This window comes from Stenotrophomonas sp. CASM110 (assembly GCF_049384345.1).
GTDB classification, from domain to species: Bacteria; Pseudomonadota; Gammaproteobacteria; order Xanthomonadales; family Xanthomonadaceae; genus Stenotrophomonas; species Stenotrophomonas muris.
The window spans coordinates 43,797-64,777 of sequence record NZ_JBMRGI010000024.1 but is presented as its reverse complement, the minus strand read 5'-3'; the positions used below and the strand labels follow the sequence as shown (position 1 = coordinate 64,777).

Annotated in this window: 14 protein-coding genes; 10 read left to right on the top strand and 4 right to left on the bottom strand. The window is 66.5% G+C overall.

Annotated elements, in window-relative coordinates:
* The first annotated feature begins 79 nt into the window (after nt 1-79).
* Nucleotides 80-532, top strand: coding sequence for a DoxX family protein (locus tag VG561_RS18050; RefSeq protein WP_197575392.1), 453 nt, complete (start codon nt 80-82; stop codon nt 530-532).
* Nucleotides 533-606: 74 nt separating this feature from the next.
* Here VG561_RS18050 and prpR read toward each other — a convergent pair whose 3' ends face one another.
* Nucleotides 607-2,190: a propionate catabolism operon regulatory protein PrpR gene (prpR, locus tag VG561_RS18045; protein ID WP_134967273.1), complete on the bottom strand. Its 1,584-nt coding sequence runs from the start codon at nt 2,188-2,190 to the stop codon at nt 607-609.
* A 153-nt stretch (nt 2,191-2,343) separates the two neighbouring features.
* On the opposite strand from prpR, the gene prpB reads away from it, so the two are divergent.
* From prpB to VG561_RS18010, 7 genes are all read left to right on the top strand, one after another.
* Entirely contained in the window at nt 2,344-3,237 is an 894-nt protein-coding gene (gene prpB / locus VG561_RS18040) for a methylisocitrate lyase (protein WP_005418360.1), read from the top strand.
* A 35-nt stretch (nt 3,238-3,272) separates the two neighbouring features.
* The gene (prpC, locus tag VG561_RS18035; RefSeq protein ID WP_005418357.1) at nt 3,273-4,430 is read left to right on the top strand and encodes a bifunctional 2-methylcitrate synthase/citrate synthase; all 1,158 of its coding nucleotides are present in this window, start codon (nt 3,273-3,275) and stop codon (nt 4,428-4,430) included.
* Nucleotides 4,431-4,527: 97 nt separating this feature from the next.
* Nucleotides 4,528-7,146: a Fe/S-dependent 2-methylisocitrate dehydratase AcnD gene (gene acnD / locus VG561_RS18030; RefSeq protein ID WP_142235292.1), complete on the top strand. Its 2,619-nt coding sequence runs from the start codon at nt 4,528-4,530 to the stop codon at nt 7,144-7,146.
* Nucleotides 7,147-7,246: 100 nt separating this feature from the next.
* Nucleotides 7,247-7,504: a type II toxin-antitoxin system ParD family antitoxin gene (locus tag VG561_RS18025; RefSeq protein WP_032957090.1), complete on the top strand. Its 258-nt coding sequence runs from the start codon at nt 7,247-7,249 to the stop codon at nt 7,502-7,504.
* Entirely contained in the window at nt 7,491-7,817 is a 327-nt protein-coding gene (locus VG561_RS18020) for a type II toxin-antitoxin system RelE/ParE family toxin (RefSeq protein ID WP_134809175.1), read from the top strand. Before VG561_RS18025 ends, VG561_RS18020 begins: the two co-directional genes overlap by 14 nt.
* A 23-nt stretch (nt 7,818-7,840) precedes the next feature.
* Complete coding sequence (prpF, locus tag VG561_RS18015; protein ID WP_032957093.1) at nt 7,841-9,019, top strand: 2-methylaconitate cis-trans isomerase PrpF; 1,179 nt, start codon at nt 7,841-7,843, stop codon at nt 9,017-9,019.
* Nucleotides 9,020-9,165: 146 nt separating this feature from the next.
* The gene (locus tag VG561_RS18010; protein ID WP_180834797.1) at nt 9,166-10,626 is read left to right on the top strand and encodes a bifunctional 2-methylcitrate dehydratase/aconitate hydratase; all 1,461 of its coding nucleotides are present in this window, start codon (nt 9,166-9,168) and stop codon (nt 10,624-10,626) included.
* Between the two features lie 186 nt (nt 10,627-10,812).
* On the opposite strand, the gene VG561_RS18005 is transcribed toward VG561_RS18010, so the two are convergent.
* Complete coding sequence (locus VG561_RS18005; RefSeq protein ID WP_423179849.1) at nt 10,813-11,835, bottom strand: hypothetical protein; 1,023 nt, start codon at nt 11,833-11,835, stop codon at nt 10,813-10,815.
* 504 nt (nt 11,836-12,339) lie between these two features.
* Between VG561_RS18005 and VG561_RS18000 the strand changes: the two genes are divergently transcribed.
* Together VG561_RS18000 and pbpC are read left to right on the top strand one after the other, a co-directional pair.
* A complete protein-coding gene (locus VG561_RS18000; protein ID WP_197574713.1) occupies nt 12,340-17,247 on the top strand; it encodes an alpha-2-macroglobulin family protein in 4,908 nt (1,635 codons plus the stop codon).
* A 49-nt stretch (nt 17,248-17,296) separates the two neighbouring features.
* Nucleotides 17,297-19,678, top strand: coding sequence for a penicillin-binding protein 1C (gene pbpC / locus VG561_RS17995; RefSeq protein WP_197574712.1), 2,382 nt, complete (start codon nt 17,297-17,299; stop codon nt 19,676-19,678).
* Between the two features lie 117 nt (nt 19,679-19,795).
* Here the strand turns inward: pbpC and VG561_RS17990 are convergent, their stop codons facing one another.
* Both VG561_RS17990 and VG561_RS17985 read right to left on the bottom strand, forming a co-directional pair.
* Nucleotides 19,796-20,371: a ferritin-like domain-containing protein gene (locus tag VG561_RS17990; RefSeq protein ID WP_014648036.1), complete on the bottom strand. Its 576-nt coding sequence runs from the start codon at nt 20,369-20,371 to the stop codon at nt 19,796-19,798.
* A 29-nt stretch (nt 20,372-20,400) separates the two neighbouring features.
* Complete coding sequence (locus VG561_RS17985) at nt 20,401-20,883, bottom strand: peroxiredoxin (protein ID WP_053495212.1); 483 nt, start codon at nt 20,881-20,883, stop codon at nt 20,401-20,403.
* Nucleotides 20,884-20,981 lie beyond the last annotated feature (98 nt).

Sequence of the window (20,981 nt, the reverse complement as noted above, 5' to 3'; positions counted from 1 at the left end):
AACGGACTGGTCCGCTTCATGCACGAGCAGGTCGGCGACGGGCACACTCGCTGCGATGCCCTCGATCTGCGGAGTTGCCATGCCCTCCTGGCGTTGCCTGTTTGCCGTGCCGCCACCACGCCGCGGCGTGGAAGCGTTGTTGTTGCTGCTCGCCCGCATCGTCGCCGGTGTGATGTTCTGTGTTTCCGGCTGGAACAAGGTGTTCACCGATGCCGGGCGCGAGCGCATGGCGCATACGCTGGTCGATGCCGGTATCCCATTCCCGGTGTTCAGTGCGCCGGTACTCGGTGCGATCGAGTGGATTGCGGGTGGTCTGCTGGTGCTGGGCCTTTTGAGCCGCCCCTCGGCCCTGCTGCTGGCCGCGATCTGCGTAGTGGCTGCGCTGACCGATGGCATCGCGCGCATTCCGGCAGGGCTTGGCGTGCTGGATTGGCTGAGCTGGTTCTTCTACCTGAGCGAAGTGCCGCTGGGCGTACTGCTGCTGTGGATTGCCGCAGTGGGTAGTGGACGGTTCGCCATCGAAGCGCGCTGACGACAGGCACCCTGTAGAGCCGAGCCCATGCTCGGCTGCTTACGCGGGAACATCAGCCGGGCATGGGCTCGGCTTTACAGGTCCTCCGCGCGCAGCCAGCGCCACAGCGTGGTGCGTGACACGCCCAGCGCCTGCGCCATGCCCTCGCGATCATGCCGGTGTTCCCGCAACAGTGCTTCCAGCTTGGCCCGCGGTGGGCGCCTGCCGTTGCTTTCCAGCGGCAACGCCGCGACACCTTCATGCACCAGCTCGGGTGCCAGCTGCAGCAGCCGCGCCGTATCGATCAGCCCTTCACCGGGCTGCCAGTGGATGCGCAGGCGATCGACCAGATTGCGCAGCTCGCGCACGTTTCCCGGCCACTCGGCCGCGCACAGCACCGCCAGCGCCGCCTCATCCAATGGCGCGTCGATGCCACGCAGCTGGCGGAAGAAATGCTGCGCCAGCAACGGGATGTCACCGCGTCGGGCGCGCAGCGAGGGCAGGGCAATCCGCAGCGCGGCCAGGCGGTAATACAGGTCGCGGCGGAAGCTGCCGGCTGCCGCGCGCTGCTCCAGCGACTGCAGGGTGGCGGCGACCACGCGCAGGTCCACCGGCGTCGGTTCGGTGGCACCCACGCGCAGCACTTCACGTTCCTCCAGCACCCGCAGCAGGCGGGTCTGCAGCGGCAGCGGCAGTTCGCCGATTTCGTCCAGGAACAGGGTGCCGCCATCTGCAGCTTCCACCAGGCCAACGCGGCCGCCACGCCGTGCGCCGGTGAAGGCGCCATCGCTGTAGCCGAACAGCTCCGCTTCCAGCAGCGATTCGCTGATCGCGCCACAGTTCAGCGCGACGAAGCGGCCACGGCGCCCGCTGGCGGCGTGCAGCTGGCGCGCCACCAGTTCCTTGCCGGTGCCGGTTTCGCCGCTGACCAGCACGGTGCTGTCATGTGGGGCATACAGCGCGATCTGCGCGCGCACCTGCGCCATCGCGTCGCTGTCGCCGAGCAGTTCATGCGCATCGGCACGCGCTGCCGGGCGCCGGCGCGGTGCAGCGCGGTTGCTGCCGGAACGTGCCAGGGTCTGGGTCAGTTCCAGCGCATGTTCGAACGCCTGCCGCACCGAGTCGGCCGAATACAGCAGCACCCCGGGCAGGCCGGCCTGCTCGGCATGGTCGATGGCCATGCCGGTGCCGACGATCACCTCGATGCCGTTGGCGCGCAGGTCGGCGATGCAGTCGCGGGCGTCCTCGCGGGTGACGAAGCGGCGATGCTCGATATCCAGGCCGAAGCTCTGCTGGAAGTTGCTGAACACCGGTACGTCGCTGGCGTGGGTGACCAGGCCGATGCGGCTGGCGATACGCCGTGCCCGGGCCAGCGCTTCCATCAGGTCGAAGCCGTTGGCCTGGATCGGCACCAGTGGCAGCTCCAGCCGGCCGCGCAGCCAGGCCGCGTTGGAGCCGCCAGCGATGACCACGTCGCAGTGCTCGCGACGCAGGCGTTGGCCGATCACCTCCACCGCTTCCTCGAAGCCGAGGTTGATCTGTTCGATACGCGCGCGGCGGTCGAACTCAGGGATCACGTCGCCGAGCAGGCCGGTCAGCCGCGAGACGCTGACCGTCCAGATCACCGGACGGCCCGGGTCGGCATCGGCATGGCGCAGGGGGGAGCGGGGCAGATACATGGCAGCCGTTTCGGGGAGGATGTTTCATGATACATCCGTTTCAATGTTTCATATGTTCCACTGTTGCATGCCGGTCATTCCCGTGAAATCAACCGCTTGCAGCTTGGCATGGTGCTTGCGCTTCCTTTCCCGTACTTCAACCTGGATTGCCGCATGACCGCTTCTGCCCCTTTCTCCGCCGGTGCCCGCTTCCGTGAGGCGCTGGCTGCCGAATCGCCGCTGCAGGTGATCGGTGCGATCAACGCCAACCACGCCCTGCTGGCCAAGCGCGCCGGCTTCCGTGCCATTTACCTGTCCGGCGGCGGCGTTGCCGCAGGCTCGCTGGGCCTGCCGGACCTGGGCATCAACACCCTGGAAGACGTGCTGGTGGACGTGCGCCGCATCACCGATGTCTGCGACCTGCCCTTGATGGTCGACATCGACACCGGCTTCGGCCCGAGCGCGTTCAACATCGCGCGCACCGTGAAGTCGCTGATCAAGGCCGGCGCGGCCGCCTGCCACATCGAGGACCAGGTCGGCGCCAAGCGCTGCGGCCATCGTCCGGGCAAGGAGATCGTCTCGCAGGGTGAAATGGTCGACCGTGTGAAGGCCGCTGCCGATGCCAAGACCGATCCGGACTTCTTCCTGATCGCGCGCACCGACGCCATCCAGGTGGACGGCGTGGACAAGGCGATCGAGCGCGCCATCGCCTGTGTCGAGGCCGGTGCCGACGGCATCTTCGCCGAGGCCGCCTACGATCTGGATACCTACCGCCGCTTCGTCGACGCCGTGAAGGTGCCGGTGCTGGCCAACATCACCGAATTCGGCGCCACCCCGCTGTTCAGCCGCGATGAACTGGCCTCGGCCGGCGTCGCCATCCAGCTGTTCCCGCTGTCGGCGTTCCGTGCCGCCAACAAGGCCGCCGAGAACGTCTACCAGGCGGTGCGCCGCGATGGCCACCAGCGCAACGTGGTGGAAACCATGCAGACCCGCGAGGAACTCTACGACCGCATCGGCTATCACGCCTTCGAGCAGCAGCTCGATGCGCTGTTCGCCGCCAAGAAATAAGCAGTACCCTGCACCATCAAGTTTCGGAGGGAAACATGAACGATACGACCGCAACCCCGACCTTCAAGCCGAAGAAGTCCGTCGCCCTGTCCGGCACCGCGGCCGGCAACACCGCGCTGTGCAGCGTGGGCCGCAGCGGCAACGACCTGCACTACCGCGGCTATGACATCCTGGACCTGGCCAACACCAGCGAGTTCGAGGAAATCGCCTACCTGCTGGTGCACGGCAAGCTGCCGACCCGCGCCGAGCTGGTTTCGTACAAGGCCAAGCTGAAGTCGCTGCGTGGGATCCCCGCCGCGGTGAAGGCCGCGCTGGAAGAGCTGCCGCCGTCGGCGCACCCGATGGACGTGATGCGCACCGGCGTGTCCGTGCTCGGCTGCGTGGCACCGGAGAAGGACGACCACAACCACCCGGGCGCGCGCGACATCGCCGACAAGCTGATGGCCTGCCTCGGTTCGATGCTGCTGTACTGGTACCACTGGAGCCACAACGGCCGCGCCATCGATGTGGAAACCGACGATGATTCGATCGGCGGCCACTTCCTGCACCTGCTGCATGGCGAAAAGCCGCAGGATTCGTGGGTGAAGGCGATGCACACCTCGCTGATCCTGTACGCCGAGCACGAGTTCAACGCCTCGACCTTCACCTGCCGTGTCATCGCCGGTACCGGCAGCGACATGTACAGCGCGATCTGCGGTGGCATCGGTGCGCTGCGTGGCCCGAAGCATGGCGGCGCCAACGAAGTGGCGTTCGAAGTGCAGAAGCGCTATGACAACCCGGATGAAGCCGAGGAGGACATCAAGGCGCGCGTCGAGCGCAAGGAAGTGGTGATCGGTTTCGGCCACCCGGTCTATACCGTCTCCGATCCGCGCAACAAGGTGATCAAGGACGTGGCCCGCGAGCTGTCCGAGGAACAGTCGAGCATGAAGATGTACGACATCGCCGAGCGCTTGGAGTCGGTGATGTGGGACATCAAGAAGATGTTCCCGAACCTGGACTGGTTCAGTGCGGTCAGCTACCACATGATGGGCGTGCCGACCGCGATGTTCACCCCGCTGTTCGTGATCGCGCGCACCGCCGGCTGGAGCGCGCACATCATCGAGCAGCGCATCGACGGCAAGATCATCCGCCCGAGCGCCAATTACATCGGTCCGGAAGACCGCGACTTCGTTGCCATCGACAAGCGCGTCTGATCCCCCTGCTGTACCCATCCGGCCGGCCGCATGCCGGCCGGGTGCTTTCGCCGCCGCACCGCCGGCACCCGGCCCGCCCCAAGCACTCCGCCAGCCCATGAATACCGATTACCGCAAGAACCTCCCCGGCAGCGCGCTGGACTATTTCGACGCGCGCGCCGCTGTCGATGCGATCCAGCCCGGCGCCTATGCCACCCTGCCGTACACCTCGCGCGTGCTGGCCGAGAACCTGGTGCGCCGCTGCGATCCGGCCACGCTCGGCGATTCGCTGAAGCAGCTGATCGAGCGCCGTCGCGACCTCGACTTCCCGTGGTTCCCGGCACGCGTGGTGTGCCACGACATCCTCGGCCAGACCGCGCTGGTGGACCTGGCCGGCCTGCGTGATGCGATCGCCGACAAGGGCGGCGACCCGGCCAAGGTCAATCCGGTGGTGCCGGTGCAATTGATCGTCGATCACTCGCTGGCGGTGGAATGCGGTGGCTACGATCCGCAGGCGTTCGAGAAGAACCGCGCCATCGAGGATCGCCGCAACGAAGACCGTTTCCACTTCATCGACTGGACCAAGCAGGCGTTCCAGAACGTGGACGTGATTCCGCCGGGCAACGGCATCATGCACCAGATCAACCTGGAGAAGATGTCGCCGGTGATCTACGTGCAGGACGGCGTAGCCTTCCCGGATACCTGCGTGGGCACCGACAGCCACACCCCGCACGTGGACGCGCTGGGCGTGATCGCGATTGGTGTTGGCGGCCTGGAAGCGGAGAACGTGATGCTGGGCCGCGCGTCGTGGATGCGCCTGCCGGATATCATCGGCGTCGAGCTGACCGGCAGGCCGCAGCCGGGCATCACCGCCACCGACGTGGTGCTGGCACTGACCGAGTTCCTGCGCAAGGAACGCGTGGTGGGTGCGTATCTTGAATTCTTCGGCGAGGGGGCGTCGGCACTGACCATCGGTGACCGCGCCACCATCTCCAACATGTGCCCCGAATACGGCGCCACCGCCGCGATGTTCTATATCGACGGGCAGACCATCGATTACCTGCGCCTGACCGGTCGCGAGGAATCGCAGGTGGCGCTGGTGGAGAACTATGCGCGCACCACCGGCCTGTGGGCCGATGACCTGGCCACCGCGCAGTACGAGCGCGTGCTGCGCTTCGACTTGTCCAGCGTGGTGCGCAACATGGCTGGCCCGTCCAACCCGCACAAGCGCGTGGCCACTGCCGAGCTGGCCGAGCGCGGCATCGCCGACGAAGCCAAGCTGGCAGCGGGCAGGGCCGAGCAGGCGCAGGGCCTGATGCCCGACGGCGCGGTGATCATCGCCGCCATCACCAGCTGCACCAACACCTCCAACCCGCGCAACGTGATCGCTGCCGCACTGCTGGCGCGCAAGGCCAACGAACGTGGCCTGCTGCGCAAGCCGTGGGTAAAGTCGTCGCTGGCGCCGGGCTCGAAGGCGGTGCAGCTTTACCTGGAAGAAGCCGGCCTGCTGCCGGACCTGGAAAAGCTCGGCTTCGGCATCGTCGCCTTCGCCTGCACCACCTGCAACGGCATGAGCGGCGCGCTGGATCCGGCCATCCAGCAGGAAATCATCGATCGCGACCTGTACGCCACGGCCGTGCTGTCGGGCAACCGCAACTTCGATGGCCGCATCCACCCGTATGCGAAGCAGGCCTTCCTGGCGTCGCCGCCGCTGGTGATCGCCTATGCCATCGCCGGCACCGTGCGCTTCGACATCGAGAAGGACGTGCTGGGCGTCGATGCCGAGGGCAACGAGGTGCGCCTGAAGGACATCTGGCCGAGCGATGCCGAGATCGACGCGGTGGTGAAGGCCTCGGTGAAGCCCGAGCAGTTCCGCCGCGTCTACAACCCGATGTTCAACGTGCGCGTGGAGCATGGCGCGGCGGTCAGCCCGCTGTACGACTGGCGCCCGCAGAGCACCTACATCCGCCGTCCGCCGTACTGGGAGGGCGCACTGGCCGGTGAGCGCACACTGTCGGGCATGCGTGCGCTGGCGGTGCTGCCGGACAACATCACCACCGACCACCTGTCGCCGTCCAACGCGATCCTGGCGTCCAGTGCCGCCGGCGAATACCTGGCGAAGATGGGCCTGCCGGAAGAGGACTTCAATTCCTACGCCACCCACCGCGGTGACCACCTGACCGCACAGCGCGCCACCTTCGCCAACCCGAAGCTGTTCAATGAAATGGTGCGCAACGACGATGGCAGCGTGAAGCAGGGTTCGCTGGCGCGCGTGGAGCCGGAAGGCAAGGTGATGCGCATGTGGGAAGCGATCGAGACCTACATGGACCGCAAGCAGCCGCTGATCATCATCGCCGGTGCCGACTATGGCCAGGGCAGCTCGCGTGACTGGGCCGCCAAGGGCGTGCGCCTGGCCGGTGTGGAAGCGATCGTGGCCGAAGGCTTCGAACGCATCCACCGCACCAACCTGATCGGCATGGGCGTGCTGCCGCTGGAGTTCAAGCCGGGCACCACCCGCCTGACCCTAGGCATCGACGGTACCGAGACCTTCGACGTGATCGGCGAGCGCACCCCGCGCGCCGACCTGACCCTGGTCATCCACCGCCGCGACGGCCAGGATGTGATCGTGCCAGTGACCTGCCGCCTGGACAGCGACGAGGAAGTGGCGATCTACGAAGCCGGTGGCGTGCTGCAGCGCTTCGCCCAGGATTTCCTGGAAGGGGCCAAGGTGGCGTGATACCGGCCTGAATGCCTGCCCCCGGAGGCCGGGGGCGGGCTTGTCCGACACCAGGGCGGGGCGCAGACTAACTTGGCAAAAACTGCCAAAGGAGAGTTTCATGGCCACCATGAACATTTCGCTGACCGACCCGCTCAAGCAGTTCGTGGACGAGGAAGTGCGTGAAGGCGGCTACTCCAGTACGTCGGACTACGTGCGTGACCTGATCCGCCAGCGCCAGCGCAGCAAGGCCGAAGAGCTGCTCAAGCAGTTGATAGCCGAGGGGCTGGCTTCTGGTCCAGGCGTTGCGGTGACGGCCGACACATTCGAGCGCATGCGTCGCGAACTGACCGAAAGGATGGAGCGTGAAGGCGATTGAATGGCGGCCAAGGGCCGAAGCCGACGCAGCCGATGCCGCGCTGTGGTTTGCACGGCAAGGTGGGCTGGTACTGGGTCGGCGCTTTCTCGCCGAGTTGGAGGCCACGCTTCAACGCATCGCGGTGTTTCCAGGCTCGGATTCCACCCGGCACGCCGACCTCGCAGCACAGCTGCCGGTGCCGTTGCGGTTCATGCTGGTTCCGGGCTTCGAACGCTACCTCGTCTATTACCTCGATCTACCGGACCGCGTGGACATCATGCGTGTGTGGTGCGTTGATCGTGGTCTTGACGCACTGATGCAAGACATTTCCTGAAATTCAAACGCGTGGATTCGACGATGACCTTCCTCCCGCAACTCCGTATTCCCGCCACCTACATGCGCGGCGGCACCAGCAAGGGCGTGTTCTTCCGCCTGCAGGACCTGCCCGAAGCCGCTCAGGTGCCGGGCGCCGCGCGCGATGCGCTGCTGATGCGCGTGATCGGCTCGCCCGATCCGTATGGCAAGCAGACCGACGGCATGGGCGGTGCCACCTCCAGCACCAGCAAGTGCGTGATCATCTCCACCGCCTCGGTGCCGGACCACGATGTGGACTACCTGTACGGCCAGGTCTCGATCGACACCGCCTTCGTCGATTGGAGCGGCAACTGCGGCAACCTCAGTACGGCAGTGGGTCCGTTCGCGATCGCCAATGGGCTGATCGATCCGGCCCGGGTGCCGCGCGATGGCCTGTGCACCGTGCGCATCTGGCAGGCCAACATCGGCAAGACCATCATCGCCCACGTGCCGATGCGCGATGGCGAAGTGCAGGAGATCGGCGATTTCGAGCTGGATGGCGTGACCTTCCCGGCCGCCGAGATCCAGCTGGAGTTCATCGATCCGTCCGATGACGGCGATGCGGGCGCGATGTTCCCGACCGGCAACCTGGTCGACACCCTGGACGTGCCGGGCGTCGGCAGTTTTGAGGTGACCATGATCACCGCCGGCATTCCGACCATCTTCCTCAATGCGGCCGACCTGGGCTACACCGGCACCGAACTGCAGCCTGCGATCAACGAGGACAAGGGGGCGCTGGAGCGCTTCGAGAAGATCCGCGCCTACGGCGCCTTGCGCATGGGTCTGATCAGGAACCTGGAAGATGCGGCCACCCGCCAGCACACGCCGAAGGTGGCCTTCGTGGCGCCGGCACAGGACTACGTGTCCTCCAGCGGCAAGGCCATTCCGGCCTCGGCCATCGACCTGCACGCGCGGGCGTTGTCGATGGGCAAGCTGCACCACGCGATGATGGGCACCGCCGCCGTGGCGATCGGCACGGCGGCGGCGATTCCGGGCACGCTGGTCAATCGCGCGGCCGGTGGTGGTGAACGCGAAGCGGTGACCTTCGGCCACCCTTCCGGCACGCTGCGCGTGGGTGCGCAGGCCGGCCTCGTTGACGGCCAGTGGACAGTGACCAAGGCCATCATGAGCCGCAGCGCCCGCGTATTGATGGAAGGCAAGGTGCGGGTGCCGGCCGAATAACCAGCCGGTCGGCGCTGGCATCACATGCTTCGGTAGATGCCAACCTTGGTTGGCATGGCATTGGCACCGCCCGGGCAACGTCCAGCGCCAACCAAGGTTGGCGACTACCGGGAGGCGCGGCCTGAGCTCTGAAGAGGAGATCGACGATGTCTGACAGCCACACCCCATCCAACGAGCGTGCAGCGTGGGATGCGCTGCTGGTGGACATCGTCGATTACGTACGCGACGCGCGCATCGACTCCCCCCTGGCCTTCCAGACCGCGCACTACTGCCTGCTCGACACGCTGGGCTGCGGGCTGGAAGCGCTGTCCTTCCCGGCCTGCAGCAAGCTGCTCGGTCCGCTGGTGCCGGGTATCAGCGTGGTCAACGGGGCGCGCGTGCCGGGTACGCACTACGTGCTGGACCCGGTGCAGGCCGCCTTCAACCTGGGCGCGATGGTGCGCTGGCTGGATTTCAACGATACCTGGCTGGCCGCCGAGTGGGGCCACCCGTCGGACAACCTGGGCGGCATCCTGTCTGTCTGCGATTGGCTGGGGCGCAACGCGCAGGCCCTGCATCGCCCAGCGCCGACCCTGCATGACGTGCTGCTGGCGATGATCAAGGCACACGAGATCCAGGGCGTGCTGGCCCTGCAGAATTCCTTCAACCGGGTCGGGCTGGACCACGTGGTGCTGGTCAAGGTGGCCACCACCGCGGTGGTCGCGCAGTTGCTCGGCCTGGATCGCGAACGCATGCTCAATGCACTGTCGCTGGCCTGGGTCGATGGCCAGGCGCTGCGCACCTACCGGCACGCGCCCAACACCGGCTCGCGCAAGAGCTGGGCGGCCGGCGATGCGACCAGCCGTGGCGTGCGCCTGGCGCTGATGGCGGCCAGTGGCGAGATGGGCTATCCCAGTGTGTTGAGCGCGCCGACCTGGGGTTTTGAAGCGGTATCGATGCAGGGCAAGGCGCTGACGCTGGAGCGACCGCTGGGCAGCTACGTGATGGAAAACGTGCTGTTCAAGATCAGCTACCCGGCCGAGTTCCATGGCCAGACCGCGGTGGAGGCGGCGATCACGCTGCACCAGCAGCTGCGTGCGGTGGGGCGGCGGGTCGAGGACATCGCGCACATCGCCATCCGCACCCAGGAAGCCTGCATCCGCATCATCGACAAGCAGGGCCCACTGCATAACCCGGCCGACCGCGACCACTGCGTGCAGTACATGGTCGCCATCGCATTGCTGCATGGGCGGCTGGTGGCCCAGGACTACGAGGACGATGTGGCGGCGGATCCGCGCATCGATGCGCTGCGCGCGAAGATGACCTGCCATGAAGACCCGCAGCTCAGCGCCGATTACCTGGACCCTGACAAGCGCAGCATCGCCAACGGCCTGAGCGTGCGCTTCACCGATGGCACCGAGCTGCCCGAAGTACTGGTGGAATACCCGCTGGGCCACGCGCGCCGTCGCGAGGAAGGCATTCCGCTGCTGATGGACAAGTTCCGCCGGCACCTGGCCCATCGCTTCCCGACCACCCAGCAGCAGCGCATCCTGGCCGCATCGCTGGATCCGGTGGCGCTGGCGGCGATGCCGGTGACCGACTATGTGGACCTGTACCTGCCGGGGTAGGGGCGCTTCACCGGATCTGACACCACGCCTGCCTGCCGGGCACATGGCTCGACCCGCTTGGGTAGGTGCCAACCTTGGTTGGCACGGCCGACGCCAACCAAGGTTGGCGGCTACCGAGGCGGCTTTGGTCCACACCGCTGTTGGCGGAGGCTCCTCAAAAACAGCGCAACTAAATAGCGAGCCTGATCAAACTACATACGTGGAAAGGCATCCATAGTCGGTACGCACCGAAATGGCATTGTCTCCCGTCCATGCAATATGCGTGGTACGGACCACATGATCTACGGGAAAGCGTCGAATTTCCCTCATATCCGTGAAGTCATGAAGGGCAATATGTCCACGGTGCAGGATGGCGAGTCGCTTGCTATCGCTATCCAGCGCAAAGTCAGTTCGTGTCATGTCAGCGAACTTCGGCCACCCGGGACGGCATTCTCCCGTTGCCGCATCCAGGCACAACAGACGCCATTTTCCATATTGCTCCAATGCCAGCAGCCAACGCCCGTCGGCACTCCACTCCATCTTGGTGATCATTTCGAAGTCACTTCGATGTCGGCGGACAGTATCCGCTTGAGCAATATCGATGCACTCGATCTCACCGGGAGTGGCGCAGCAGGCAAGCGTCGTGGCATCCGGAGAGAGCGCGCCCATCATCTGCCTCGAATGCCCACCCACCATCGCTGGGGTACGTGCCAACTGCAGGAAGCGCTGTCCATCGGCGAGTCTCATTACCGTTACATGATCACCGTCATGCCACGCGACGTATCCGTTTGAGGTTGTCAGGAACGGCGATGACATCACCGTTGCATCGCTGATCCGCTGGGGAGTACGGCCATCGGATGGCCAAAGGTAAATGCCGGAGTCGAGTCGGATCAGGAACCCTTTGCCGTCATCTGCAGGGAGTGCCGACCATGCAAGGTCCGTTTTGCCGGGTCGCCAATCATGGAGGATCCCGGCGTCGTCACCAACGAGCAGCAGCATGTCGGTCGCTGCACCAGACGCATCCTCATCCTGATAACGGTTGGTCACCATCCTGCCATGGCACCCGGCAATCGTCAGTGCCCCCGTATAGCCACCGCCGATGTACCTGTGCATGCTCGGTTGCCCAGCCTCGGCGACAGGGTTTACCAGTACGAAGCCCTTTTTCAGCCGCGACCACTCCTGTTTGATGGCCCATTTCAGTGCCTCGTCGGGACTCGGGAAGTCTTTCAACTGTGACTTCAGCTTCCCTGGGCTTCCGGAGGTGACTTCGACAGCCCCTCGGTCACATCGCGTACCCCAGACCTTACCGGTCGTTGGATCCTGAATCATGCGTACTCGTGTCATTGCAATGTTCACTACTTTCCAGAAGGCCTGATGCCGATGCTACAGCGGCGACTGAAGGCCGATTGGGAAGTCGCTCAATCGAGGGTTGAACCCGTCACTTTGGGGCGGCTTCGGTCTTCTCTCCGCCGGGACATTACGCACCACGATTGGGGGAGCGCCCGATCCCAAGCCAGACAGGTTGCCGGCATCGGCCTGTGCCTGGCGCGACGGGGGAGGGGCGCTTGGGTAGGTGCCAACCTTGGTTGGCACGGCCGACGCCAACCAAGGTTGGCGGCTACCGAGACTGCCGGCCAGCGGCCGGCACTACCCGCACCGCGGCAATTGCCGGATTTGCGTCAACACCTTGACGTGGCCTGCCTATAATGGCCGCCTCGATCAAGGAGTGACGACATGAGCGGTCCGGCACGGCGGAAGCGGTGGGGGTGGGCGGCGGCCGTACTGGCAGGAGGCCTGTTGCTGGGGCTGGCCGGCTGCCGCAATGACAGCGGGCAGCTGCCCAAGGCCAGTGGTGAAGCCATCACCACCAAGGCCGAGCAGGTGAAGGAATTCACCCTGCTGCGTGCCTACCCGGACCAGAAGAATGACGGCCTGTCGCTGGCGCTGGAGTTCTCGCGCCCGCTGGTCGGCACCCAGGATTTCGACAAACTCGTTCGCTTCGAAGAGAAGGTCGGCACCGAGGACAGCAGCTGGACCCTGTCCGATGACGGCCTGACCCTGCGTTACCCGTTCGTCGAGGCCGGCAAGGAGTTCAGCCTGGTGGTCTCGCCGGACCTGCTGGCCGCCGACGGCAGCCGGCTGGGCAAGGAACTGAAGCAGAAGGTGTTCAGCGGCGAGCTGAAGCCGGTGGTCGGTTTCGCCTCGCAGGGCAGCGTGCTGCCGGCCAAGGACAGCCGCGGCTTGCCGGTGGTCTCGGTGAACGTGCCGGAGGTCGATGTCGAGTTCCTGCGCGTGCGCGAGAAGGACCTGCCGACCTTCTTCAGCCAGTACCAGCGCGGCGGCCGCCGTGGCAGCTGGGAGCTCAGCAGCGACTACGAGCGCAGCCCGATCAACAAGCTGGCCGAGCCGGTCTACGTCAACCGCTTCATCCTGGGTGGCAAACAGAACGAGCGGGTGCTGACCTACCTGCCGACCCAGGACATCAAGGAACTGCAGGAGCCGGGCCTGTACTTCGCCCTGCTCAAGCGCACCGGTGACTACGAGGGCGAGTTCGATACCGCGTTCTTCTCGGTCAGCGACATCGGCCTGCATACCCGTGCCTACAAGGACAAGCTGTTCGTGCACACCGCCGGCCTCAAGGACGGTGCGCCGCTGAAGGGCATCGACCTGCGCGTGCTCGACGCCAAGGGTGAGGTGGTGCTGAAGGGCAGCACCGACGGCAACGGCAATGCGCTGCTGAACTACACCCTGGATGCCACCCACGTGCTGGTCGCCAGCAGTGGCAAGGACACCAGCTTCCTGCCGTTCAACCAGCCGGCGCTGGACCTGAGTGAGTTCGCCGTGGCCGGTCGTGACAACGCCTGGTTCGACGTCTACGCCTGGTCCGGCCGCGACCTGTACCGCCCGGGCGAGACCGTGCGCCTGTCCGCGCTGCTGCGCGACAACGACGGCAAGCCGGTCAAGGCACAACCGGTGTTCCTGCGCCTGAAGCAGCCCGACGGCAAGACCTTCCGCGAGACCCGCCTGCAGCCGGGCGACCAGGGCTACATCAACTTCGAGCAGGTGATCCCCGCCGAGGCGCCGACCGGGCGCTGGCAGGTCGAGTTCCGCACCGACCCGGCCAGCAAGGAAGCGATCCAGGGCATGACCCTGCGCATCGAGGAGTTCCTGCCCGAGCGCATGAAGCTGGACCTGGACAGCGCGCAGAAGACGCTGAAGCCGGGCGAGGACCTGCGCCTGCAGGCCAACGGCGCCTATCTGTACGGCGCGCCGGCCGATGGCAACCGCTTCACTGCGCGCATGGCGGTGGCTGCCGAGCAGAAGCCGATGGAGGGCCTGCCGGGCTATTTCTTCGGTGACCCGACCCTGCAGCTGCCGCGCGAGGCCAAGGACGTGATCGATACCACGCTGCCGGCCAATGGCCAGCTGCGTGAGGATGTGGCGTTGCCGGAAGAGGCGGCCAAGGCCAAGGCACCGATCGCCGTGGTGTTGTCCGGCAGCCTGTATGAAACCGGTGGCCGCACGGTCACCCGTACCCTGAAACGGGTGATGTGGCCGGCCAACGCGCTGGTCGGCGTGCGGCCGCTGTTCAACCCCGACGATGGTGCTGATTCCAACGGCAACGCACGCTTCGAACTGATGCGCGTGGATGCCGCCGGCACACCGCAGCCAGCCAAGGGCCTGAAGATCACCCTGGTGCGGGAACTGCGCGACTACCACTGGACCTTCAACGACAACCGCTGGGATTACGATTTCACCCGCCGTTTCGAGAACAAGGAAACCCGCACCGTCGATGCCGGCAGCAGTGCGGTTGCCTTTGATTTCCCGGTGGAGTGGGGCGAGTACCGGGTGGACGTGTTCGATCCGTCCACCGGACTGACCAGCCGCTACCCGTTCCGTGCGGGCTGGAGCTGGGGCGATGACAACCGTGGCCTGGATGCACGCCCGGACAAGGTCAAGCTGGGCCTGGACAAGACCGGCTACAAGGCCGGTGACACCCTGGAAGTGACGGTGACCCCGCCGCACGCCGGCAAGGGCATCCTGATGGTCGAGACCGACCGCATGCTGTATGTGCAGGACATCGAGGCCAAGCCGGGCTCGACCTTCAAGATCCCGGTCACCGCCGACTGGGAACGCCACGACGTCTACATCACCGCGCTGGTGTTCCGCGGCGGCAGTGCGCCGAGCAAGATCACCCCGGCCCGCGCCGTGGGCGTGGTGCATGTGCCGATGGACCGCAAGGGCCGAACCGTGGCCGTCGGCCTGGTCGCGCCCAAGCAGATGCGGCCGGAACAGGACCTGCCGGTAACGGTCAGCGCACCGCAGCTGGCCGGCAGGGCCGCGCACGTGACCGTCTCGGCGGTGGACGTGGGCATCCTCAACATCACCCGTTTCCCGGTGCCCGACGCCGGTGCGCACTTCTTCGCCCAGCGTCGCCTCGGTATCGATGCCTATGACATCTACAGCCGGGTGATCGAGAGCTTCGATGGTGGCAGCGGCAAGCTGAAGTTCGGCGGCGACATGGCGCTGCAGGCACTGCCGCAGGCCAAGCGCCCGACCGCGCGCGTGCAGACCGTGGACCTGTTCTCCGGCCCGGTGCAGCTCGATGCCAAGGGCAATGCCCGCATCCGCCTGAAGGTGCCGGACTTCAACGGCACCCTGCGCGTGTCCGCGCTGGTCTACAGCGATGACCAGTACGGCAAGCGTGACGTGGAAACCATCGTGCGCGCCCCGATCCTGGCCGAAGCCAGCATGCCGCGCGTGCTGGCCCCGGGCGACCGCAGCACCGTGACCCTGGACGTGCAGAACTTCACCGGCAAGCCGGGGCAGTTCAACGTCAAGGTGGAAAGCGAGGGTCCGCTGAACCTGGGTGAGGGCAGCCGCAGCGTGCAGTTGAATGCCGATGCCAAGACCACGCTGAGCTTCCCGTTGTCGGCTCGCGAGGGCCACAGCGTGGCCAAGGTGCGGGTGCGCGTGGACGGCAACGGCTTCAAGGCTGATCGCCGCTACGACCTGCCGGTGCGTGCGGCGTGGCCGCAGGTGCTGCGTTCGCAGGTGCGCACACTCGATCCGCTGGCCGCGGTCAGCCTCGACAACAGCCTGACCGATGGCCTGATGGCCGAGTCGGTGAATGCCCGCCTGCTGGTCAGCCCGCTGCCGCCGATCCCGTTCGCCAGTGCACTGCAGGGCGCGCTGAACTACCCGTATGGCTGTGCCGAGCAGACCACCAGCAAGGGCTATGCCGCGCTGATCCTGGACCAGGCGACGTCGTCGATGCTCGGTGCCGACGGCCTGGATGCCAAGACCCGTAGAGAGCGCATGGAAGGTGCGTTCGGTCGCCTGGCGTCGATGCAGGTGGCCAATGGCAACTTCTCGATGTGGGGTGACGACGGCTACGTCAATCCGTGGCTGACCCCGTACATCACCGAGTTCCTGCTTGATGCCAAGGACGCCGGCTTCGCCGTGCCCGACAACGTGCTGCAGAAGGCGCTCAACCGGCTCAGCGAGGATCTGCTGTCCGGCGGCAATCAGTTCTATGGCCAGGAGGATCGCGAGAAGCTGAAGTTCGCCAACCAGGCGTATTCGGGTTACGTGCTGGCCCGGGTCAACCGTGCACCGCTGGGTACCCTGCGCACGCTGTACGACAACGAGCGCAGCAAGGCGGTCGGTGGCCTGTCGCTGGTCCACCTGGGCGTGGCGCTGTCGCTGCAGGGTGATGCCAAGCGTGGCCAGGCCGCGCTGGCGGCGGCCTTCGCCAAGTCCAGCAGTGAACGTCCGTCGTACTTCGGCGACTACGGCAGTGCGATCCGTGATGACGCGCTGATGATCGCGCTGACCCACGAGAACAAGCTGGCCAAGCCCGCCTGGGATGCGCGTGCGGTGGATCTTGGCCGTGGCCTGGATGCGCGCCGCAATGCCGGCTGGATGTGGCTGAGCACGCAGGAACAGGTGGCGATTGCCCGCCTCGGCAAGGCCCTGGCCGCCAACCAGAAGGCGCTGGTGGCCGGTGAGCTGGTGATCGGTGGCAACACCGAAGCCATCGGCGAGCGCAAGCTGTTCGGCCGCAACTTCAGCGCCAGTGAGCTGGCCAGCGGCGTGCGCTTCACCCCGCAGGGGCAGCCGCCGATGTTCGCCAGCATCGACGTGGCCGGCATCCCGCGCAGCGCACCGGCACCGGACAACAGCGTGCTGGGCGTCGAGCGCAGCTACTACGGCACCGATGGCAAGCCGTGGTCGCCGCGCCCGCTGAAGGAAGGCGAAGCACTGATCGTGCGCGTCACCGTCACCGCTGACACCACGATGCCCGATGCACTGCTGACCGACCTGCTGCCGGCGGGCCTGGAGATCGAGAACTTCAACCTGGGCGATGCCAAGCAGTGGGCCGACGTGGTGGTCGATGGCATCACCATCAGCGACCGTGGTGAGGCCGCCGACACCAAGCACGAGGAGTTCCGCGATGACCGCTATGTGGCCGCGCTGAAGCTCTCGCGTGGCAGCAAGGCCAACGTGTTCTACCTGGTACGCGCGGTGACGCCGGGAACCTACTCGGTGCCGCCGCCGCTGGTGGAGGACATGTACCGGCCGCAGCTGCGCGGCGTCGGCCGCAGCAACCCGACCACGATCACGGTGGTACAGCCGTGACCGCGCGGACGGGCTGCGACGGCGCGGCCCGTCCTGCCGGCAACCTGCAATGAACAACACGATGTCGATCCGGCTGGCGGCCCTGCGCCGCCGGCTGCAGCCGCTGTGGCCCTGGCTGCGCTGGGGCACGGCCGCCACGCTGGCGCTGCTGCTGGTGCTGGATTTCGCCTTCCCGCCACCGCTGCCGAAGCAGCGTGATACCAGCACCCTGGTGGTGGCTGCCGACGGCACGCCGCTGCGTGCATTCGCCGACGCCGAGGGTGTGTGGCGCTACCCGGCTTCGATCAACAGCGTCTCGCCGCTGTACCTGCAGGCGTTGCTGACCTACGAAGACCGCTGGTTCTGGCGGCATCCGGGCATCAACCCGCTGGCGATCCTGCGTGCCAGCGGCCAGCTGCTGCGTGGCGGCCGCATCGTTTCCGGTGGCTCGACCCTGACCATGCAGGTCGCCCGCATCCTCGATCCGCATACGCGCACGCCGTGGGGCAAGCTCAAGCAGATGCTGCGCGCGGTGCAGCTGGAAGTGCACCTGAGCAAGCAGCAGATCCTGGCCCTGTATCTGGAGCGCGCGCCCTACGGCGGCACCATCGAGGGGGTGGAAGCGGCCAGCTGGGCCTACCTGGGCAAGCCGGCGGCGCAGCTGTCGCATGCCGAGGCCGCGTTGCTGGCGGTGCTGCCGCAGGCGCCGAGCCGGCTGCGCCCGGACCGTCATCCGGAAGCGGCGCAGAAGGCGCGCGACAAGGTGCTGTCCCGCATGAACGAGCTGGGCGTGTGGACGGCAGACGAAGTGGAAGACGCGCGTATCGAGAATGTGGTGGCGCGCTCGCTGCGCCCGCCGCTGCACGCCGCGCTGCTGGCGCAGCGCCTGCACTCGGCGCATCCGGGCCAGGCACGCATCCAGAGCAGCATCGACATCGGCCTGCAGCGCACGCTGGAAGAACGCGTGGCCAGCTATTTCTCGACGCTGCCCGAACGCACCTCGGCCGCCCTGCTGGTAGTCGACAACCAGACCCTGCAGGCGCGTGCCTATGTCGGCACGCTGGCGTTCGGTGACCGGCAGCGGCTGGGCCACGTGGACATGGTGCAGGCCTGGCGGTCGCCGGGCTCCACGCTCAAACCGTTCCTGTATGCCATGGCGCTGGACGATGGCCTGATCCATTCGGAAAGCCTGCTGGTCGATGCGCCGCAGAGTTTCGGCAGCTACCGCCCCGGCAACTTCGACATGGCTTTCAATGGGCCGATTGGTGCCTCCAGCGCGCTGCGGCTGTCACTCAACGTGCCCTCGGTGGACCTGCTGCAGCGGGTCGGTCCGGCGCGCTTCGCCGCACGCCTGTCGCACTCCGGCATCCAGCTGCGCTTCCCGCCGGGCAGTACACCCAATCTGTCGCTGATCCTGGGCGGCACCGGTGCGCGGCTGGAAGATCTGGTCGGTGCGTTCGCAGCGCTCAACCGCAACGGCATCGCCGGGCGCGTGCGCTACACCGATGACGAACCGATGATCGAGCGTCGCCTGGCCTCGCCGGGCGCCAGCTGGATCGTGCGCGAGATGCTGGAATCGAATCCGCGGCCGGGGTATAGCGTCGGGACATTCGATGTCGGTGGCCGCCCGCGCGTGGCGTGGAAGACCGGCACCAGTTACGGGTACCGCGATGCGTGGGCGATCGGCAGCACCCGCCACTACACCGTGGGCGTGTGGGTGGGGCGGCCGGATGGTACCCCGTTGCCGGGCCAGTACGGCGCGGTGACCGCGCTGCCGCTGATGTTCGAGGTGGTGGACAGCCTGCCGCGCCAGCGCGGTGATTCAGCTGCTGCACCGATGCCGGCCAGTGTCAGCAAGGAGGACGTCTGCTGGCCCACCGGCGAACGTGCCGAGGGCCTGCCAGCGGCGCTGTGCCAGCGGCGGATGTCGGCCTATCTGCTGGACGGTGCGGCACCGCCGACCTTCCCCGAGCGCGAGGCGCGGCGCTGGCAGCCGGGGCGGCAGCGTTACCTGGCCGACGCGCGGACCGGTCTGCGTGTATCCGCTGATTGCCGTTTGCCACATGAGGAAGTCGCGCGGGAGATCGCGCGTTGGCCGGCGTTGTTGTCGCCGTGGCTGCCCAAGGCCACGCGCGAGGCTTCGCAGCTGCCGGCGCTGTCGCCGGACTGCCGCGACGACGGGCGTGAGGCCAGCGTCGCGCTGCACGTGGACGGGCTCAATGACGGCGCCACGCTGGCGCGCGCGCCGAATTCCGAACACGGCGTGCGCCTGCAGCTGCGCGCGCTGGGCAGCGAGCAGGCGGTGGACTGGTTGCTGGATGGACGCTGGATTGCACAGACCCACGGCGCGCAGCTGATGCAGCGCGAGTTCGCCGATCCGGGCGCACACACCCTGACCGCGCTGGCAGCCGACGGCGCGTGGACGCAGGTGCGGTTCAACGTCCTGCGATAGGTGCTGGGAATGGCCCGTCGACCCGACGCATCCATGCTCTGGTAGGTGCCAACCTTGGTTGGCACGCGATAAATGCGCCCACCAAGGTGGGCATCTACCAAGGCGTTTGCGGGGCCGCTATTCCCCGATCCACCCGTCCAGCAGGTCGGCGAACTCGTCGGCGTGTTCTTCCTCCTGCGCCAGGATCTCTTCAAGGATGCGCTTGGTGGTGGTATCGCGGTCGCCGATGAAGTTGATCATCTCGCGGTAGCTGTCGATGGCGATCCGTTCAGCCACCAGGTTCTCGCGCACCATGTCGCGCAGGTCGCTGCCTTCCTTGTATTCGGCATGCGAGCGCGTGGTCAGCGTATCCGGGTTCAGGTCCGGCTCGCCGCCAAGCTGGACGATGCGCTCGGCCAGCTTGCCGGCGTGCGCCTGTTCCTGCTGCGCATGCTCGAGGAACTCGGCCTTGACCGCGTCGGCCAGCATGCCCTTGGCCATGAAATAGTGCCGGTAGTAGCGCAGCACGCACACGTACTCGGTGGCGAGGGCATCGTTGAGCAGCTTGATCACCACCTTGCGGTCGGCGCTGTAGCTGTCGGTGATCGCGCCGTCTTCGATGTTGTGCCGGGCACGCTCGCGCAGGGTCTGACGGTCACTGATGCCGGGAATCCCGGCGGCGGGCTTGCTGGCTTTGGCTGGCTTGCTGGACATTGCTGGCCGTTTCCTTCTGCGGTGGGGAATCAGGTAGGCAGGTGCTCCAGCACGTACTCGGCGGAAGACACCTCGAACTGGCCCGGCTGCTCGATCCAGGCCGCACGCACCACGCCATCGACCACGTACAGCGCGAAGCGGCGCGAGCGCATGCCCATGCCCGAGGCGCTGGCATCCAGCTCCAGGCCGAGCGCGCGGGTCAGCTCGGCATTGCCGTCGGACAGCATCAGCAGGCCGTCGGGCACCTTCTGGTCGGCGGCCCAGGCTTTCATCACGAACGGGTCGTTGACCGCCACGCAGTAGACATCGATGCCGCGCTGGCGGAAGGCCTCGAATTTTTCGACGTAGCCGGGCAGGTGGCGGGCCGAGCAGGTGGGGGTGAACGCGCCGGGCACCGCAAACAGCACGACCTTGCGGGCGTCGAACAGCGAATGCGTATCAAGTGTTTCGATGCCCTCGCGGATGCGCTTGAGGGTCACTTCCGGAATGTGGTCGCCGACATGGATGGTCATGGGGAACTCCTTGCTGGGGCAGGCTAGTGGGCCGGATGGGACAGGGGCGTCAAGACATTGGAAAACCCGTGTGCAGGCCCCATCTTCAGGCGTTGCGG

Bases quoted from the DNA above. Each gene is read 5' to 3' on its own strand.
- VG561_RS17985 (WP_053495212.1), bottom strand. From the start codon at position 20,883: ATGACCATCCATGTCGGCGACCACATTCCGGAAGTGACCCTCAAGCGC.
- VG561_RS18000 (WP_197574713.1), top strand. From the start codon at position 12,340: ATGAGCGGTCCGGCACGGCGGAAGCGGTGGGGGTGGGCGGCGGCCGTA.
- VG561_RS18010 (WP_180834797.1), top strand. From the start codon at position 9,166: ATGTCTGACAGCCACACCCCATCCAACGAGCGTGCAGCGTGGGATGCG.
- acnD (WP_142235292.1), top strand. From the start codon at position 4,528: ATGAATACCGATTACCGCAAGAACCTCCCCGGCAGCGCGCTGGACTAT.
- VG561_RS17990 (WP_014648036.1), bottom strand. From the start codon at position 20,371: ATGTCCAGCAAGCCAGCCAAAGCCAGCAAGCCCGCCGCCGGGATTCCC.
- pbpC (WP_197574712.1), top strand. From the start codon at position 17,297: ATGAACAACACGATGTCGATCCGGCTGGCGGCCCTGCGCCGCCGGCTG.
- prpC (WP_005418357.1), top strand. From the start codon at position 3,273: ATGAACGATACGACCGCAACCCCGACCTTCAAGCCGAAGAAGTCCGTC.
- prpB (WP_005418360.1), top strand. From the start codon at position 2,344: ATGACCGCTTCTGCCCCTTTCTCCGCCGGTGCCCGCTTCCGTGAGGCG.
- VG561_RS18050 (WP_197575392.1), top strand. From the start codon at position 80: ATGCCCTCCTGGCGTTGCCTGTTTGCCGTGCCGCCACCACGCCGCGGC.
- prpR (WP_134967273.1), bottom strand. From the start codon at position 2,190: ATGTATCTGCCCCGCTCCCCCCTGCGCCATGCCGATGCCGACCCGGGC.
- prpF (WP_032957093.1), top strand. From the start codon at position 7,841: ATGACCTTCCTCCCGCAACTCCGTATTCCCGCCACCTACATGCGCGGC.
- VG561_RS18025 (WP_032957090.1), top strand. From the start codon at position 7,247: ATGGCCACCATGAACATTTCGCTGACCGACCCGCTCAAGCAGTTCGTG.